Origin of the sequence: Sphingomonas sp., from assembly GCF_035555815.1 — a bacterium.
Taxonomy (GTDB): Bacteria; Pseudomonadota; Alphaproteobacteria; order Sphingomonadales; family Sphingomonadaceae; genus Sphingomonas.
Genome location: NZ_DATMGG010000233.1, coordinates 1 through 15,263, shown reverse-complemented (window position 1 = coordinate 15,263; position 15,263 = coordinate 1). Strand labels below are relative to the sequence as shown.

The window sequence follows — 15,263 nt, the reverse complement described above, 5'->3', positions numbered from 1 at the left end:
GTTCGAGACGACGCTCGCCTACCTCAAGCAGCGGGTGCAGTTCGGGCAGGTGCTGGCGACGTTCCAGGCGCTCCAGCACCGCATGGCCAATCTGTTCAGCGACATCGAACAGATGCGATCGGCGGTCGAGGCCGGGCTGGCCGCGCTCGACGGCGGCGGCGATACGCGGCAGGCGGCGTCGCTGGCCAAGGCCAAGGCGAACGAGGTCGGCCACCTGATGAGCCGCGAGATGATCCAGCTCCACGGCGGCATCGGCATGACCGACGAATATGACGCCGGTTTCTATCTCAAGCGGATGCGCGTGCTCGAGCAGATGTGGGGCAACGCCGCGTGGCACCGCGAGCGGTTCGCGCGGCTCAACGGCTATTAGAACCGGATGACTGCCACCTCTAGGGCTGGGTGGGCGTAATCTGGATCGTCATTGCGAGCGCAGCGAAGCAATCCAAGTGGCCACTCGGTGGATTGCTTCGCTGCGCTCGCAATGACGACCGGGCTGGAAAGGGGAGGGCGGCGGCGCGGGCCTTTGCCGCGCCGCCGCCTTGCCCTTACTTGGTGGTGTAGCCGCCGTTGACCAGGATGGTCTGGCCGGTCATCCACCAGCCGTCGGTGACGAGGAAGCGCACCCACGGCACGATATCCGCGATATCGGTCAGCCCGGTCTTGCTGAACGGGGACAGCGCGGCCGCGGTCTTGTGATAGGCGACGGCATCGGCACCCTCGGCCGGATAGAAGAACGGGGTGTCCATCGGCCCCGGCCCGATCGCGGTGACCGAGATGCCGCGAGCGCCGAATTCCTTCGACGCGGCGCGGGTGTAGTGCTCGACCGGCGCCTTGGTCCCGGCGTAGCTGGCATAGAATGGCGTGAACGCGCCGAGCAGCGAGGTCACCAGCGTGCAGACCTTGCCATTGTCGTTGAGCGTGTGGCCGGCTTCCTTCAGGAAGAAGAAGGCGGACTTCGAGTTGACCGCGCTCATTTCATCGAATTCGGCCTCGCTGATGTCGAGCATCGGCTTTTTCAGCACCTTGCCGACCGTGTTGATCGCGATGTCGATCCCGCCCATCGCCGCCGCCGCATCGGCGAACAGCTTTTCCACCGCGCCGGCGGTGGTCAGGTCGGCCTGAAGCGCGTGCGCCTGCGCTCCGGCGGCGCGGATCGCCGCGACGGTTGCGTCGGCGTCGGCGCGCGCGGCGTCGCCGTTGTAGTGGATCGTCACCGCCCGTGCGCCGTGTTCGGCGAAATCGCGGGCGATCAGACCGCCGAGATTCTTCGCGCCGCCCGCGATCAGGACGGTTTTGCCGGCAATAGCGTGATCGGCCATGTCGTTTCCTTTGCTGCGTGGAATATGGCCACCGCTATCATCCCGGCACAGCGGATAAATCCTCGAGCGATGACAACATCGTTCGCGATCTGTAAACAATCGCGTCGATGGACCGTATCGACCTGTTCCGCATCTTCGTTCGGGTGGTCGATTCCGCCAGCTTCACCCGCGCGGCGGAGATCAGTGGGGTATCGCGGTCATCGGTATCGATGGCGGTCCAGGCGCTGGAGGCGCGAGTCGGCGCGCGGCTGATCAACCGCACCACCCGGCGGGTCGCGCCGACCCAGGACGGGCTGGCGCTGTACGAACGATGCCGCCGCGTGCTGGCCGACGTCGAGGAGGCGGAGAATCTGTTCCGGCCGGGCGAGGCGCCGCGCGGACAGTTGCGCGTCGACCTGCCCGGGCGGATCGGCCGGCTGGTGGTGGCGCCGCGCCTGCCGGCGTTCCTCGATCGCTATCCGGGCATCGACGTCGTGCTGGGGGTGACCGATCGCGCGATCAACCTGATCGAGGAAGCCGCCGATTGCGTGTTGCGGATCGGTCCGCTGGCGGATTCGTCGATGACCGCGCGCGGGATCGGGGTGCTCGAACTGATCAACGTCGCCAGTCCCGCCTATCTGGCGCGTCACGGCGTTCCGGGCACTCCCGACGACCTGGGCGCGCACCGGATGGTGCTCTACGCATCGCCCTCCACCGGGCGGGTCGAGGCGTTCGAATGGGTCGCGGAGGGCGAGACCCACAGCCGCGCGGTGGCGGGGCGGGTGACGGTGAACAGCGCCGAGGCCTATATCGCGTGCTGCGTGGCCGGGCTCGGCATCATCCAGATCCCCGCCTATGACGTTCAGGCCGAGCTGGACCGCGGCGAGCTGGTCGAGGTGCTGCCCGATTTTCGCGCCGCGCCGATGCCGATGACGCTGCTGTTCCCGCATCGCCGGTATCTGCCGCGCCGCGCGCGGGTGTTCGCTGACTGGCTGGCGGAGGAAATGATCGCCGTGCGGCGCGTGCCGGCGGTGCCGGACTGAGCGGCGGGTCAGGCGGCGCTGGTGACCGCGCGGTCGTCGAACAGGCCGAATACCAGTGTCGATGCGTACATCGCCACCGCGCGCTGGCGCGGCATCGTGCCGGCCCATTTGCGCATGTCGAACGCCGCGTTCTGCAACGACATCAGCGCCTGGCTGGCGACCAGCGGATCGACCGCGCGCAGCGACCCTTCGGCGATGCCGTCGGAGATCATGCCGGCGAAGCGGCGCGCGATCCGGTTGGACCGATCCATCATCACCTGCCGCTCCGTCGGTGGGAGCCCGGACAGCGCGGTGGTACGCAGCAGCGGCCCGCGTTCGGAGAATTGCACGTCGAGCAACGTCGCGATCACGTTCTGCACCATCTGCCACATGGAGCCGCCGCGTTCGTGCGCCAGCCGCTGCGCGTCGGCGATGGTGTCGAAGCTGCGCTGGTAGCAGGCGGCGACCAGTTCATCCTTCGCATCGAGATGGTGGTAGAAGCTGCCCTTGGTCACGTTCAGCTCGCTGGCGATCTTTTGCACCGAGGCGCCGCGATAGCCGAGTTCGTTGATGAGCGCGGTCGCCGCGGTGAGGAAGGCGGCGCGGCCGGGTTCGCTCTCGTCATGCTCAAGATCGAGCAGACGCGGCTGCCACATCGCGCCGGGAGCGGCGACGCCGTGGCGGAACACGTCCATGATCCGCGCCTCGACCCGCGGATATTCGTCCAGCTCGTAGCGGACCAGCCACGCCGACAGCCAGAAGCTGTTTTCCAGCAGCACGTGGGCGCGCGCGCCGTACAGGTCCTTCATCGCGCGGTTGGCCGGCTCCCCCCACAACATCCGGGTGCGGCTGAACACTTCCCGCCAGCCGGCGAGCAGCTGCTCGCGCGCGCGCCCCTCCATCGCCCGCAGATCCGACAGCACGGCGAGCTGCTTCGCCTCACCGCGCCGGATCGCGGCGAGGCGTTCCATGTTGAGGCGCAGGAACATCGCCACGCGATCGGCCGGGGTGGGCTGTGCCATCGACGTCGCCAGCATGTCCTGAAGCTGGTCGAGCGTGTGTTCGAAGCACGCGGCGGCCAGATCCTCCTTGCGGCGGAAGTAATAGGTGACGCTGGTGGTGTTGAGCCCGACGCGCGCGGCGACGTCGGCGAACGTCATCCCCTTCGCGCTCTGTTCGTTGATGGCTTCGGCGGCTGCGGCAAGGATCGCGTCGCGCTTCGCGCGGAATCGCTTGGTTCCCCCGTCGTCGGCCGCCTGGATCGTGTCCGGGGCGTTCATGGCATTATCCTAGCAGCGGAATTTCGAATCCAAAGCGCCATTTTTCAGCACCGCATTCTCGGCCGCGACGGGCTTTACCGAAAAATCGGTATGGCCTACGGAGGCGGCGAAACCGAGTTTGAGAGGAGCAGGATCATGGACTTCACGCTGAACGAGCGCGAGACCTATTTCCGCGATCGCGTGAAGGCGTTCATCGACCAGCATATCCGCCCGCGACAGGCCGATTATCAGGCGCAGCACGACGAGGGCGAGAAGTGGAAGGTGATCCCGGTCATCGAGGAGGTGAAGGCGATCGCCAAGGCGCAGGGCCTGTGGAACTTCTTCATGCCGCCGCATTCGGGGCAGGTCCACGTCGACGATTCGTTCGCGTTCGAGGGCACCCAGCTGACCAATCTCGAATATGCGTTATGTGCGGAGGAAATGGGCCGGATCGGCTGGGCGAGCGAATGCTTCAACTGTTCGGCGCCCGACACGGGCAACATGGAAGTGTTCCACCGCTATGGCACCCGCGCGCAGAAGGATCAGTGGCTGAAGCCGCTGATGGACGGCGAGATCCGCTCCGCCTTCCTGATGACCGAGCCGGCGGTGGCGTCTTCTGACGCGACCAACATCGAGACGTCGATGGTTCGCGACGGCGATCATTACGTCATCAACGGCCGCAAATGGTGGTCGTCGGGCGTCGGCGATCCGCGCTGCAAGGTGGCGATCGTGATGGGCAAGACCAATCCCGACGCCAAGCGTCACGCGCAGCAGAGCCAGATCCTGGTGCCGCTCGACGCGCCGGGCGTGCGGATAGAGCGGATGCTGTCGGTCTATGGCTATGACCACGCCCCGCACGGCCACGGCGAGGTGGTGCTGGAGAATGTCCGCGTGCCGGTCGACAACCTTCTGCTGGGCGAAGGGCGCGGGTTCGAGATCGCGCAGGGGCGACTGGGGCCGGGGCGCATCCATCACTGCATGCGCACGATCGGCGTCGCGGAGGAGGCGATCGAGGCGATGGCCAAGCGACTGCTGTCGCGCGTCGCGTTCGGCAAGCGGATCGCCGACCATTCGATCTGGGAGCAGCGCATCGCCCGCGCGCGCATCGACATCGAGATGACGCGCCTGCTGTGCCTGAAAGCCGCCGACATGATGGACAAGGCGGGCAACAAGTCGGCGCAGCTGGAGATCGCGATGATCAAGGTGCAGGCGCCGACGATGGCGCTCCAGATCCTGGACGACGCGGTGCAGGCGCATGGCGGCGGCGGCGTGTCGGGCGATTTCGGGCTGGCCAGCGCGTGGGCGAGCATCCGCACGCTGCGTTTCGCCGACGGCCCGGACGAGGTCCACAACCGCGCGATCGCCCGCAACGAGTTCGGCAAGTACGGCGAGTACAAGGCGGATCGGGTGTCGAGCGGCGACATCGGCGTCAGCCGCTGACCCCCGCACCCCGCAGCGATTGAGGAGACGAAAGTGAAAGCCGCAGTTCTCGTCGAAGCCGGCAAGCCGCTGGAAATCTGGGACGTCGACATCGACGCGCCCGGCCCGCACGAGGTGTTGATCCGCACCGTCGCGTGCGGGGTGTGCCGGTCGGACCTGCATTTCGTCGACGGCGCCTATCCGACGCCGCTGCCGGCGATTCCGGGGCATGAGGCGGCGGGCATCGTCGAGGCGGTGGGCAGCGAGGTGCGCACCGTGAAGGTCGGCGACGCGGTCGTCACCTGCCTGTCGGCGTTCTGCGGCCACTGCGAATTCTGCATCACCGGCCGCATGGCGCTGTGCATTTCGAGCGATACCAAGCGGGCGAAGGGCGCGCCGCCGCGCCTGAGCCGGGGCGGCGATCCGGTCAACCAGATGCTGAACCTGTCGGCCTATGCCGAGATGATGCTGGTCCACGAACATGCCTGTGTCGCGATCGACCCGGAGATGCCGCTCGACCGCGCCGCGCTGCTGGGATGCGCGGTGGCGACCGGGGCGGGCGCGGTGTTCAACTCCACCGACGTGACGCCGGGCGAGACGGTGTGCGTGGTCGGATGCGGCGGGATCGGGCTGGCGGCGGTCAACGCGGCGAAGATCGCCGGCGCGGGCAAGATCATCGCGATCGATCCGGTCGCGGACAAGCGCGCGCTGGCGGAGAAACTGGGCGCCACCCACAGCTTTGACGCGCTGGCCGAGGATACCGTGCCGCAGGTGATCGAGCTGACCAAGGGCGGCGTCCACCACGCGATCGAGGCGGTCGGGCGCGAAGCCTCTGCCCAGACCGCGGTCAAGGTGCTGCGGCGCGGCGGCAGGGCGACGATTTTGGGGATGATGCCGCTGGGCAGCAGCGTCGGGCTGTCCGCGCTCGACCTGCTCGGCAGCAAGAAGGTGCAGGGCGGGCTGATGGGCGACAACCGTTTTCCGGTCGATATCCCGCGGCTGGTCGACTTCTACCTGCGCGGGCTGCTCGATCTCGACACGATCATCGCCGAACGGTTGCCGCTGGAGCGCATCAACGATGCGTTCGACGAGCTGCGCAAGGGCGACGCCGCCCGTTCCGTCATCACCTTCGCCTGAACGGAGCCGCGCGATGAATGCCAAATCGGGCGCGGTCGAGGACGTCCACGACCTGGATGCGGACCGGCTGTTCGGCTGGATGACGGCGAACGTCGCCGGCTTTGCCGGGCCGATGACCTACGTCAAGTTCGCCGGGGGCCAGTCCAACCCGACCTATCGCATCGACGCCGCGAGCGGGCGCTATGTGCTGCGGCGCAAGCCGTTCGGCCCGCTGCTGCCGTCCGCCCATGCCGTCGACCGCGAATTCCGCCTGATCTCCGCGCTGCACCCGACCGGCTTTCCGGTCGCGCGGCCCTATGGGCTGTGCGAGGACGACGACGTTCTGGGTTCCGCCTTTTACGTGATGGAGATGGTCGACGGCGTCACCCATTGGGACGGATCGCTGCCCGGTCACACCCCGGCCCAGCGCACCGCGATCTACAACGAGATCGCCGACCGGCTCGCCGAACTCCACGCGGTGGATTACCAGGCGGCGGGGCTGGGCGAGTTCGGCAAGCCGGGCAGCTATTTCGAGCGGCAGGTCGGGCGCTGGACCAAACAGTACCGGCTGGCACAGACCGACGACGTGCCCGAGGCCGAAAAGCTGATCGAATGGTTGCCGCGCACGCTGCCCGAACAGCGCCGCACCGCGATCGTCCACGGCGACTATCGCATCGACAACATGATCTTTGCCAAGGGCGAGCCGCGGGTGAAGGCGGTGCTCGACTGGGAACTGGCGACGCTGGGCGATCCGATGGCCGACCTGGCCTATATCCTGATCAACTGGGAGATGCCGGCCAATGGCGCCGCGTCGATCGGCGGGGTCGCCGGCGGCGACAGCGGCATCCCGACGATGGAGGCGATGGCGGCGCGCTATTGCGAGCGGGCCGGGGTCGATTCGATCCCCGACCTCAACTGGTATTTCGCGTTCGGCCAGTTCCGCCTGCTGGGCATCGTCCAGGGGATCAAGAAGCGCGCGCTGGACGGCAACGCATCCAACACCCAGGCCAAGGAGATGGCGGAGCGTATCCCGATGCTGGCGGAAAGCGCGTGGGCGTTCGCGCAAAAGGCCGGCGCGGCCTGATTCAAACGGGGTGGGGGGAAGGCGATGTCGCTGTTCGATCTGACGGGCAAGGTCGCGGTGATCACCGGATCATCGCGTGGCATCGGCAAGGCCAGCGCGTTCGAGCTGGCCGCGCACGGCGCGAAGGTGGTCATCTCCAGCCGCAAGCAGGATGCGTGCGACGCGGTGGCGGCGGAGATCGACGCCCGGTTCGGCGCGGGCACCGCGATCGCGGTCGCCGCCAACATCTCCGACAAGGCCGGGCTTCAGCATCTGGTGGATGAGAGCCGGCGCGCGTTCGGGCGGATCGACATCCTGGTGTGCAACGCCGCGTCCAACCCCTATTACGGGCCGCAGGCGGGGATCAGCGACGACCAGTTCCGCAAGATCCTCGACAACAACATCGTCGCCAACCACTGGCTGATCACGATGGTGGTGCCCGAGATGCGGGCGCGGCGCGACGGTTCGATCATCATCATATCGTCGATCGGCGGGCTGCGCGGTTCGACGTCGATCGGCGCCTATGGCATTTCCAAGGCCGCCGACATGCAGCTCGCGCGCAATCTGGCGCACGAATATGGGCCGGACAACGTCCGTGTGAACTGCATCGCGCCGGGGCTGGTCAAGACCGACTTCGCCCGCGCGCTGTGGGAAGACCCCGCGCGGCAGCAGGCGATCAGCACCAGCGTGCCGCTGCGCCGCATCGGCGAGCCGGAGGATATCGCCGGGGGCGTCGCCTTCCTCGCCTCGCGCGCGGCGGCGTTCGTCACCGGCCAGACGATCGTGATGGACGGCGGCGTCACCATCTGACCCGCTTCAGGAGAGAGAGACCATGGCAAGATTCACCGGCAGATCGATCATCGTCACCGGCGCCGGATCGGGGATCGGTCGCGCCTCCGCGCGGCTGTTCGCGGCCGAGGGCGGGCAGGTGATCGCCGCCGACAAGACCGAGGCGGTGGAAGAGACGGTAGCGATGATCGCGTCGGCCGGCGGGACCGCGACCGCGATCCGGATGGATGCCGGTGACGAGGATGACGTCGCGCGCACGGTGGCGCTGGCGGTGCAGCAGCATGGCGGGCTGGACGTCGTCTACGCCAACGCGGGGATTTCGGGCGGGATGACCGGCGTGTTCGAATCGACCCCGGAGCTGTGGGCGGAGGTGTTGCGCGTCAACCTGATCGGGCCGTTCCTGGCGATCAAGCACGCCGCGCCGGAGATCATCAAGCGCGGCAAGGGCGCGATCGTGTGCACCGCCAGCGTCGCCGGCATCCGATCGGGCGCGGGCGGGCCGGCCTATTCGGCGTCGAAGGCCGGGGTGATCAACCTCGTCCAGACATCCGCGCAGCAACTGACCGGCACCAACGTGCGCGTCAACGCGATCTGCCCCGGCCTGATCGAAACCGGGATGACGCAGGTGGTGTTCGACTATGCCCGCGCCAACGACAAGATGGACAAGGTCGGCCGGCTCAACCCGTTGAAGCGCGCCGGGGTGCCCGAGGAGATCGCGCGCGTGGCGCTGTTCCTCGCGTCCGACGACGCCAGCTATGTCAACGGGCAGGCGGTCGCGGTCGACGGCGGGCTGTCGTCGAGCCATCCGGTGACGCGGCAGGAATTCGGCAAGCCGGCGGTCTAGTCGCCGGAATGTCTTGAGTCGGTAACGGACAGGGCGCATCACGGCGAGATGATCGCAAGCTATGCATTGGCGCTGGCCGCCGGCGCCGTCCAGGGGCCGCCACCGCCGATTGTCGAGGGTCAGCGCCGCCCACCGATGGCGACGCTGATCGATTTCGTGCCGGGCGCAGCGAGTTGCGATGGCCAGCCGGTTGCGCCGATCCTGGTCGAACGGCCCAATCCGGGCGCGTCGTCGGTCCCGATCGTGACCGACGGCACCCCGACCGCGCTGAACTTTCGCATCGATGAGAGCGGGCGTCCGCTCAGCATCGTTTCCGCGGGCCGTGGCGGCGCGCCCGTCGAGGTGACGGCGGCGTTCGCCGCGTGGCGGTTTGCGCCGGGCGCACCGCGAACCGGCTGCACGATCGCTTTCGCGCGCGAGGCCGTTTCGGTGGAGACCGGCCCCGCCGCGCTGGTCCACCGCGCCCTTGCCCTGCCGCACGAGCGCACCGGCGCGGAGGAGGCGATCGGACAGCGGCTGGCGGCCGAGGGCGGCGATTGTTTCACACCGACGCCGCCCGAGGTGCGATTGCGCGGCTTTCCCGATTTCAAGGCGATCGCGCAGCCGCCGGGCACCAGCAGCTATGCGATGATCGGGTTCGACATCGATCGCCGCGGCAAGCCGGTGCGGGTGCGGGTGCTGTCGAGCGACGGCAACGCCGCGCTGGATCGCGCGTCGATCGACGCGGTGCGCCGCTCACGCTTCGCTCCAAAGGCGCGGACGGGGTGCAGCTATCCCTACCACCGGCGTCAACAGATCGCGCTCGCGCCGCCGCCACCGCCGCCGCTGGAATCGTTCCGAAAGCCGGAGGCGACCTGCGCGATCGACCCCGACACCGAATGGACGCTGCCGCCGCGCCTGACCTTTCCCGAACCGTTCCGCCGCCGCGCGATCGAGGGATGGGCGGTGATCGGCTATGACGTCGCGCCATGGGGCGACACCGGCAACGTCACCGTGCTGGCGAGCGAACCCGCCGCCGCATTCGGCGTGGAGGCGCTTCGCATCGTCCGCATGGCGAAGCGCAAGCCGTCGTCCACCGGCGCGACCGGCTGCGTCGAACGGGTCGTGTTCCGGATGCCGGCGGAGTAGGTCGCGACGCGATCACTCGCGCAGGCGGATCAGCCCTTCCTGCGTCGTGCTCGCCACCAGCCGGCCGTCGCGCGCGAAGATGCTGCCGCGGTTGAACCCACGGGCGTGGCCCGACCACGGGCTGTCGGTGGCGTAGAGCAGCCAATCATCGGCGCGCGCCGATTCGTGCATCCAGATCGCATGATCGAGGCTGGCGGTCTGCATGTTGTGAGTCACCCAGCTGACGCCGTGCGGCATCATCGCGGTGCCCAGCAACGCCATGTCGGATGCATAGGCGATGACCGCGCGGTGCAGCGCCGGGTCGTTCGGCAGCGGCGCCCGCGCGCGGAACCACGAGCGATAGACCGGTTCGGTCTTGACCGGATTGCTCCAGGCGCGTGGGTTGACCGGGCGAATCTCGATCGGGCGGCGACGCAGGAAGAACGGGCGGAGCCGTTCGGGGATCTCGTCGATCGCGTCGCGCCGGATATCCTGTTCGGACTGGAGCGTTTCGGGCGCGGGCACGTCGGGCATGGCGTGTTGGTGATGCAGGCCGTCCTCCGGCAACTGGAACGACGCCGCCATGTTGAGGATCGGCTGCCCGCGCTGCATCGCGATGATGCGGCGGGTGGCGAAGCTGCGCCCTTCGAAATCGCGGACGACACGGTAGATGATCGGGTGATCCTCATTCCCCGGCCGCATGAAATAGGCGTGGAGCGAATGCGCGCTCTTGTCGGCAGCGACCGATCGCTGCGCGGCCTGGAGCGCCTGCGCGATCACCTGACCGCCGAACACGCGACCGGTGCCGCCCGGCTGACGCGCGCCGCGATAGAGGTCGGTGTCGATCTCCTCGACGTCGAGCAGCGTCACCAGTTCGGCGACGATCTCCTCATCGGTGCGGCGGGGTCTGGCGGCGATCTCTTCGGTCATTTCCAAATCCGTTCGTGCTGAGCTTGTCGAAGCACCGTTCTTCTACTGGCTCCGGAGGTGAAGAGAAAAAGGGCGGTGCTTCGACAAGCTCAGCACGAACGGGGAGGGGGTCAGTATCCGGCACTCCGCGCCAGCATGTCGGCGTGGAAATTGGCGTCGCCGAACATCTCCGCCAGCACGCGCGCGCGCTTCATGTAGAAACCGATGTCATATTCGTCGGTCATGCCGATCCCCCCGTGGATCTGCACGCCTTCCTGCACCGACAGCGTCGTGGCAAGCCCGGTCATCGCCTTGGCCACCGACGCGGCGGCATCGGCGCCGGGATCGCCCGCGTCGAGCAACTGCTGCGCCTTGAGCGTCGCGGCGCGGGCGACCTCCATTTCTGAATAGAGGTGCGCCGCGCGGTGCTGGAGCGCCTGGAAGCGGCCGATCTCGACCCCGAACTGCTTGCGTTCCTTGAGATAGCCGACGGTCAGGTCCATCGCGCCGCCGCCGACGCCGAGCATCTCCGCCGACGCGCCGGTGCGCGCGCCGCGCAGCAGCCGGGCGAGCGGATCGCCGCCCGCATCGACTTCCCCGATCACCGCGTCGGCATCGACCTCGACCCCGTCGAAGTCGAGGTGCGCGGCCAGGCTGGCGTCGGCCAGCCGTTCGGGCGTGACGGTCAGCTTCGCCGCATCCTTGCCGACCGCGAACAGGGTGATGCCGTCGGCATCGTCCGGTCCGCCCGCGGTGCGCGCGGCGACGATGATCAAGTCGGCGACATGGCCGTGGGTGACGAACTGCTTCGCCCCGGTCAGGCGGAAACCGTTGCCCGAACGCTCCGCCTTCAGCGTGACGGATGCACGGTGCTTGGCGCCCTCATCGATCGCCAGCGCGGCGACGGTATCGCCCGACAGGATACCGGGGAACCAGCGTTCGCGCAGCGGCGACGCCTTCAGCGCCTCGACCGCCGCGACGGCGGTGGAAAGGAACGGGGAGGGCGACAGGTTGCGCCCGATCTCCTCCAGCACCACGCCCGCCTCGACATGGCCGAGACCAAGGCCGTTGTCGGCCTCCGGCACCAGGATGCCGGTGAAGCCCATCTCCGCGAACTGCTTCCACAGGTCGCGGCTGAAGCCGGTGGCGTCGCCCGCGTCGCGCAGCGCGCGCATGTGGCCGACCGGGGCATGTTCGGCGACGAAGTCCTTCGCAGTGTCGCGCAGCATCGTCTGTTCGTCGTTAAGGTAGAGCGGCATTTCAATTCCCTTGTATTCCCGCGTCCGCAGAGGGACTGGCCCCGCGCGACGCGCGCATAATCCCGGGCCCCCGCCTGCGCGGGAGCAGGCACGTTCAGGCGCCGGGCAGTTCCAGGATGCGCTTGGCGATGATGTTGAGCTGGATCTCGCTGGTGCCGCCCTCGATCGAATTGGCCTTGGTCCGCAGCCACGCCCGCGCCGCAGCGCCGTGGTGCGAGGCGTCGCTGTCCCATTCGAGCGCGTCGGAACCGCCGCTGGCCATCATCAGCTCGTGGCGGCTCTTGTTCAGCTCGGTGCCGTAATATTTCATCATGCTCGGCTGGGCGGGATGCGCCTGTCCGGCCTTGAGCTCGTCGATGAAGCGTTCGGACATCGCCGCGAACGCGCGCGCGCGCACCTCGAACAGCGCGATCTGACCGCGCAGCAGCGGATCGGCGAGGCGACCCTGCGCGTCGAGCCCGATCGTGGCGATCGCGCCGTCGATCAGCGGATTGCCGCCGCTCGACCCCAGCCCCATGCCGGAGATCATCTCCCGCTCATGGCCGAGCAGATATTTGGCGACGTCCCAGCCCTTGTTGACCTCGTGCACCAGGTTTTCCTTGGGCACCTTCACATCGTCGAAGAAGGTCTCGCAGAACGGCGAATTGCCCGAGATCAGCAGGATCGGCCGGGTCGAGACGCCGGGCGTTTCCATGTCGAACAGCAGGAAGCTGATGCCGCCCTGCTTGACGCTCTTGTCGGTACGGACGAGGCAGAAGATCCAGTCGGCCTTGTCGGCGTAGCTGGTCCACACCTTTTGCCCGTTGACGAGATAATAGTCGCCCTTGTCCTCGGCCGAGGTCTGGAGGCCGGCGAGATCGGACCCCGCGCCCGGTTCCGAATAGCCCTGGCACCAGCGGATCTCGCCGCGCGCGATCCTGGGCAGGTGTTCCAGCTTCTGCGCCTCGCTGCCGTATTTGAGCAGCGCCGGCCCGAGCATCGAGATGCCGAAGCTGTTGAGCGGATTGCGGCAGTTGAGCCGCGCCATCTCCTCACGCACGATCTTGGTTTCCGCCGGGGACAGCCCGCCGCCGCCATAGGCCTTGGGCCAGTCGGGCACCGTCCAGCCGCGCGCGGCCATGCGGTCCATCCACAATTTCTGATCGGGTTTGTTCGCGTAATCCGCGCGGCGACCGCCCCAGTTGATGTCGGCTTCGCCGTGCACCGGCTCACGCATCGACGGCGGGCAATTCTCCTCCAGCCAGGCGCGGGTTTCGGCGCGGAAAGTGTCGAGATCGGTCATCAACTCAAGTCCTCATCAGGGCGTGGGCGGCCTGCGCCACCGCGATCGCGGTGTGATCGGCCAGCGTGTCGGCGATGACCTGCACGCCGATCGGCAGGCCCTCGGGATCGGTCCCCACCGGCACGCTCGTCGCCGGCAGCATCGGGAAGGTGGCAAGGCCCGGAAAGGCGAACTGCGCGCCGAAGCGCGTCGCTTCGCCGTCGATCGTCAACAGGCGATCGGCGAGCGGGGTGGGATCGTGCGGGAAGGCGGTGACGCCCAGCGCGGGCGCGATCACCGCGTCATAATCGGCGAACAGGCGGTTCCACTGGCGACGGTTGCGCGCCTGGTGATCGTTCAGGTCGAACCATTCCGCCAGCGTCGGCGCCGGCCGGTCGCCCGCCGCCACGCCACGGGTGAGCGCGATGTTGAGCATATGCATATAGTGGCGGTGTTGCGCGGCGAGATCGGGCAGCAGCGGGCTGGCGCGATCGACGCTGGCCCCGGCCAAACCGAAGGCGTCGGCGAGCGAGTCCAGCGCGGCGCGGATCGGCGCCGCGACCCGTGCCGCCGGGTGGCTGTCGAGCACCAGCACGCGCCAGTCGCCGACGCCGCGCGTGGCAGGGCGGGCGAGCGGCTGGCTGGTCAGGATATCGAGCGCGAGCGCCAGATCGTCGCCGTCACGCGCGAGCGGACCGATCACCGCGAGGGCGGCGCGGGCGCCGTCGGTGCGGGGGAAGTGATGCCCCTCCGACGACAGCGCGGCGTAGGTCGGCTTGTGCCCCCACACGCCGTTGAAGGCGGCGGGAACGCGAATCGAACCGCCGATGTCCGACCCCAGCTCCAGCGCGACGAAGCCGGCGGCGAGCGCGGCGGCGGCGCCGCCCGACGATCCGCCGGCGACGCGGCTGTGATCGTGCGGATTGCTGGTGCGGCCATAGACCGGATTGTCCGACTGAAGATCGGCGAGCGCCGGGGGGACGTTGGTCTTGCCGAGGATGATCGCCCCGGCAGTCTTCAGGCGCTTCACCGCCGCCGCGTCCGACGTCGGCACATAGTCGCGATGCTCGACGAAGCCCCAGCTGGTCGGCAGCCCGGCGACGTCGAAGCTTTCCTTCACCGTCATCGGCAGCCCGAGCAGCGGGGTACGCTCGCCGGCCATGACTCGGCGATCGGCATCGTCGGCGGCGGCGCGGGCACGGTCGAAGTCGCGGACGACGACCGCGTTGATCGCGCCGTCGCCCGCTTCGATCCGGGCGATCGCCGCCTCGACCTCGGCGCGGGCGGAGGTCCGTCCGGCGACGATCGCGGCGACGGTCTCACGGGCGGTGTTCATCGCCCGCCGCCGCTCAGGGGAGCGGGAGACAGAGCCGCCCCGGTCATCAGAAATTCTCGCCCTTGTCGGCCTTTTCGCGCAGCAGCGGGGCGACCTCGAAGCCGTGCTTTTCCAGCCCGGCGACGATCGTCTTGAGCCCGACGGTGTTGGCCCAGAACATCGGGCCGCCGCGATAGACCGGCCAGCCATAGCCATAGATCCACACGACATCGATGTCCGACGCACGCTGCGCCATGCCTTCCTGGAGGATCAGCGCGCCCTCGTTGACCATGGTGTAGAGCGTGCGTTCGATGATCTCCTCATCGGTCACCTCGTGCTGCGGGGTGCCGGCCTGCTTGCGGAAATCCTCGATGATCTCGGCGACGCGCGGGGAGGGGCTGGGCGTGCGCTTTTCGTCATAGTCGTAGAAGCCCGCGCTCTTCTTCTGGCCCCAGCGCCCTTCCGCGGCGAGCGCGTCGCGGATGCTCTCGATCCGGGTCGGATCGCGGTGCCAGCCGATGTCGACCCCGGCGAGGTCGCTCATCTGGAACGGCCCCATCGGCATCCCGAAATCGGTGTGGACCTTGTCCACCTGCTGCGGC

Annotated in this window: 15 protein-coding genes; 8 read left to right on the top strand and 7 right to left on the bottom strand. The window is 68.3% G+C overall.

The window, feature by feature from the left end:
• On the top strand, positions 1-370 hold a 370-nt coding region (locus tag VNR91_RS13440), incomplete at its 5' end, for an acyl-CoA dehydrogenase family protein (RefSeq protein WP_325491282.1).
• A gap of 175 nt (positions 371-545) precedes the next feature.
• Here VNR91_RS13440 and VNR91_RS13435 read toward each other — a convergent pair.
• Positions 546-1,319, bottom strand: coding sequence for an SDR family oxidoreductase (locus VNR91_RS13435; protein ID WP_325491281.1), 774 nt, complete (start codon positions 1,317-1,319; stop codon positions 546-548).
• A 107-nt stretch (positions 1,320-1,426) separates the two neighbouring features.
• On the opposite strand from VNR91_RS13435, the gene VNR91_RS13430 reads away from it, so the two are divergent.
• Positions 1,427-2,341, top strand: a complete 915-nt coding sequence (locus VNR91_RS13430) for a LysR family transcriptional regulator (RefSeq protein WP_325491280.1) — start codon at positions 1,427-1,429, stop codon at positions 2,339-2,341.
• Between the two features lie 8 nt (positions 2,342-2,349).
• Here the strand turns inward: VNR91_RS13430 and VNR91_RS13425 are convergent, their stop codons facing one another.
• Positions 2,350-3,600 carry a TetR/AcrR family transcriptional regulator gene (locus VNR91_RS13425; RefSeq protein WP_325491279.1) on the bottom strand — a complete coding sequence of 417 codons (1,251 nt, stop codon included), beginning with the start codon at positions 3,598-3,600 and terminating at the stop codon, positions 2,350-2,352.
• 135 nt (positions 3,601-3,735) lie between these two features.
• On the opposite strand from VNR91_RS13425, the gene VNR91_RS13420 reads away from it, so the two are divergent.
• Genes VNR91_RS13420 through VNR91_RS13395 form a run of 6 tightly spaced genes read left to right on the top strand, consistent with a single transcriptional unit; the run spans position 3,736 to position 9,938 of the window.
• Positions 3,736-5,019, top strand: a complete 1,284-nt coding sequence (locus VNR91_RS13420; RefSeq protein WP_325491278.1) for an acyl-CoA dehydrogenase family protein — start codon at positions 3,736-3,738, stop codon at positions 5,017-5,019.
• 33 nt (positions 5,020-5,052) lie between these two features.
• Positions 5,053-6,135, top strand: a complete 1,083-nt coding sequence (locus VNR91_RS13415) for a Zn-dependent alcohol dehydrogenase (RefSeq protein WP_325491277.1) — start codon at positions 5,053-5,055, stop codon at positions 6,133-6,135.
• A 13-nt stretch (positions 6,136-6,148) separates the two neighbouring features.
• Complete coding sequence (locus VNR91_RS13410) at positions 6,149-7,198, top strand: phosphotransferase family protein (protein ID WP_325491276.1); 1,050 nt, start codon at positions 6,149-6,151, stop codon at positions 7,196-7,198.
• 24 nt (positions 7,199-7,222) lie between these two features.
• Positions 7,223-7,987, top strand: coding sequence for an SDR family oxidoreductase (locus tag VNR91_RS13405; RefSeq protein ID WP_325491275.1), 765 nt, complete (start codon positions 7,223-7,225; stop codon positions 7,985-7,987).
• 22 nt (positions 7,988-8,009) lie between these two features.
• Positions 8,010-8,810, top strand: a complete 801-nt coding sequence (locus tag VNR91_RS13400) for an SDR family NAD(P)-dependent oxidoreductase (RefSeq protein WP_325491274.1) — start codon at positions 8,010-8,012, stop codon at positions 8,808-8,810.
• Between the two features lie 48 nt (positions 8,811-8,858).
• Positions 8,859-9,938 carry a TonB family protein gene (locus tag VNR91_RS13395; protein WP_325491273.1) on the top strand — a complete coding sequence of 360 codons (1,080 nt, stop codon included), beginning with the start codon at positions 8,859-8,861 and terminating at the stop codon, positions 9,936-9,938.
• 12 nt (positions 9,939-9,950) lie between these two features.
• Here VNR91_RS13395 and VNR91_RS13390 read toward each other — a convergent pair whose 3' ends face one another.
• From VNR91_RS13390 to VNR91_RS13370, 5 genes are all read right to left on the bottom strand, one after another.
• Positions 9,951-10,847: an acyl-CoA thioesterase II gene (locus VNR91_RS13390; protein WP_325491272.1), complete on the bottom strand. Its 897-nt coding sequence runs from the start codon at positions 10,845-10,847 to the stop codon at positions 9,951-9,953.
• A 110-nt stretch (positions 10,848-10,957) separates the two neighbouring features.
• A complete protein-coding gene (locus tag VNR91_RS13385; protein ID WP_325491271.1) occupies positions 10,958-12,085 on the bottom strand; it encodes an acyl-CoA dehydrogenase family protein in 1,128 nt (375 codons plus the stop codon).
• Between the two features lie 94 nt (positions 12,086-12,179).
• A complete protein-coding gene (locus VNR91_RS13380; RefSeq protein ID WP_325491270.1) occupies positions 12,180-13,370 on the bottom strand; it encodes an acyl-CoA dehydrogenase family protein in 1,191 nt (396 codons plus the stop codon).
• A gap of 1 nt (position 13,371) precedes the next feature.
• Complete coding sequence (locus VNR91_RS13375; RefSeq protein WP_325491269.1) at positions 13,372-14,682, bottom strand: amidase family protein; 1,311 nt, start codon at positions 14,680-14,682, stop codon at positions 13,372-13,374.
• A 46-nt stretch (positions 14,683-14,728) separates the two neighbouring features.
• Positions 14,729-15,263: 3-hydroxyacyl-CoA dehydrogenase family protein (locus tag VNR91_RS13370; RefSeq protein ID WP_325491268.1), on the bottom strand; the 535-nt coding region annotated here is incomplete at its 5' end.